Genomic DNA, 2,441 nt, shown 5'->3' with positions numbered 1-2,441 from the left:
CCGGACCAGTTGTTCCTTATCTGCATTACTTAGCTCAAGCGGTTTCGCTATTTTCTCAGCCAGCATCGCCACTCTTACGGAATGATGGTAAGTCTCGGGATGCTTGTACAACAATAACTTGATCCAGGACGCCATATCCGAATGTTTATCGATATACAGTTGTTTTATAAGATCAGCTGATACGACCACGTTTATCCCCCTAAAACCTTAGTCTGTCTGAAGCTCCAGTTACATTTCTCGAAACTCACGTACCGCCTCTTGTATGACCCCTGCTCCCATCATCAAGTTTTCAAGAAACTACCATCCACTCAGCTGTAGAATAACGCCGCAATTTAGCCGATATGAATAAAAAATGATCACCACGGGAATGATGTCGTACAATATTAATTATGCGACATCACAACACGTCAACAGGAGGCTTATACCATGGAACTACAAAACTATTTAATGGAGGTTTCTGAACAATATCTTTTCCATTCTCCCAATCAAGAATATCGTGATGAGCAAATCATTCAGATGTTTCTGGCTACTTGCGCAAAAGTACCTAATACGAGAAAAAACTACTTCAGAGCGCTTGAGCATTTTCGCAACTTCCTATCAGGTATGCCAATGAAGGATGTTACTTGGCGTGAAATAGAGGCTTATAAGCTATATTTATCCGAAGGGATCTTTAGAGAAGGAGGGAAATCGTTAGCACCAGCCAGTGTGGCCGCTTTTATAGCACCGTTGAAGTCTTTTTATAAATGGGGAAGTGACAGTAGTATCGGCATCTTCGACCATAATCCAACATTAAGCACCAAAATCCCACAAATAGCGGTTACCAGCCGCAAGAACTTCTTAACGAAGCAAGAGGTTGGTAAGCTGCTGGACTGCCTGAGTGAACAGAGCCTTCGCAATTATTTGATCGGGCTCTCTCTTGTCATGCTTGGGCTGCGCGTTTCGGAGCTGACCCATATCCGCTGGGGTGATTTCCATACTGATGCGTTGGAGACTTCAATTTGGTTAACGATTTCTCATGCCAAAAGAGGGAAAATTAGAGAGGTCAAAATCCCGCAAAAGCTGTGGAAAATGTACATGGAGCACGCCCATAATCTTGCGGGGAATAGCGATCCAGAGCCAGATCTGTTGCTATTCCCTATCACGCCACGACAGATTCAACGGATTATTAAAGAGGCCGGAGAGCGCTGTAACTTGAAAAAACACCCGACTCCCCACTGGCTGCGTCACACGAATGCAACGTTAGCACTACTTCAGGGGGCATCGCTGCAACAGGTGCAGGAAAGCTTGGGACACTCGCATATTAATACAACTCAGCGTTATTTACATACGGTAGAGCAGTTGAAGAAGGCAGCACCGGATTTTGTGCAGGATTGTCTGCAAGAATTCATAAAATAAAGGGGGATCCGAATATTCCTGCATAAATGCAGGCTTTTCCTCACCAATACTAGGCAAATTAGAAAATACCTGCATAAATGCAGGCTTTTATCGGGAAAGTGCATGTTTTAAGGTGAAATGGCATAAATTCCTGCATAAATGCAGGAATTTTACGAAAAATGAGGATATCCGGCTGAAAAACTGCATTTTTGCAGTTTTTCTTTGTTACAGGGAGGAGGAATCGTTATCGTGATCCAGACATGAGGCAATCGTGGGGCAAGAGCAAGATCTAGCTTACTGTGCATTAATATTGAATGTTTTCTTATAATGCTAAATGCGGTTGATTCTGTCGTTTTATGTCCATTATCTGTGCTAAATCGAGGAAAATTTATGCAGTTTTTTCGTATATTTTGCGGATTCATCCTAGAATTTTTCAATTCTGTTGCAAAGTCTAGTCCAAATCCGATGAATTGAAACTTTTTTCCTACTAATGTGACTTTATGGCCGTGCAAACGTTGTTCTTTTGTCCTATAATGTTAAATAGTTACAGTAACAAACCTTACCAATATTCATCCTTTTTGCCTACTTCATGTCGCATAATTAATATTGTACGACATCATTCCCGTGGTGATCATTTTTTATTCATATCGGCTAAATTGCGGCGTTATTCTACAGCTGAGTGGATGGTAGTTTCTTGAAAACTTGATGATGGGAGCAGGGGTCATACAAGAGGCGGTACGTGAGTTTCGAGAAATGTAACTGGAGCTTCAGACAGACTAAGGTTTTAGGGGGATAAACGTGGTCGTATCAGCTGATCTTATAAAACAACTGTATATCGATAAACATTCGGATATGGCGTCCTGGATCAAGTTATTGTTGTACAAGCATCCCGAGACTTACCATCATTCCGTAAGAGTGGCGATGCTGGCTGAGAAAATAGCGAAACCGCTTGAGCTAAGTAATGCAGATAAGGAACAACTGGTCCGGGGCTGCTTCCTGCATGATATAGGGAAATCGATGATCCCTCGAGAGGTTATTCTGCAGAGTGAATCGTTATCGGAGACCCA

2 protein-coding genes and 1 pseudogene are annotated in these 2,441 nt (G+C 42.4%); 2 read left to right on the top strand and 1 reads right to left on the bottom strand.

All coding sequences use genetic code 11. The features are described 5' to 3' along the window. A pseudogene (locus tag BFJ94_RS25665) lies at positions 1-189 on the bottom strand (HD-GYP domain-containing protein); the annotation flags it as partial. 237 nt (positions 190-426) lie between these two features. On the opposite strand from BFJ94_RS25665, the gene BFJ94_RS22105 reads away from it, so the two are divergent. Together BFJ94_RS22105 and BFJ94_RS22100 are read left to right on the top strand one after the other, a co-directional pair. Beyond that, positions 427-1,395, top strand: coding sequence for a tyrosine-type recombinase/integrase (locus BFJ94_RS22105; protein ID WP_120464575.1), 969 nt, complete (start codon positions 427-429; stop codon positions 1,393-1,395). A 777-nt stretch (positions 1,396-2,172) separates the two neighbouring features. Continuing rightward, positions 2,173-2,441, top strand: a 269-nt coding sequence (locus BFJ94_RS22100; RefSeq protein ID WP_240431925.1) for an HD-GYP domain-containing protein, incomplete at its 3' end; no start/stop codon positions are given.

It is taken from the genome of Paenibacillus aceti (genome assembly GCF_003614185.1).
Lineage (GTDB): Bacteria > Bacillota > Bacilli > Paenibacillales > Paenibacillaceae > Fontibacillus > Fontibacillus aceti.
Note: the sequence above shows the minus strand (reverse complement) of the source record. Positions and strands in the feature narration are given on the sequence as shown.

Bases quoted from the DNA above. Each gene is read 5' to 3' on its own strand.
- BFJ94_RS22105 (WP_120464575.1), top strand. From the start codon at position 427: ATGGAACTACAAAACTATTTAATGGAGGTTTCTGAACAATATCTTTTC.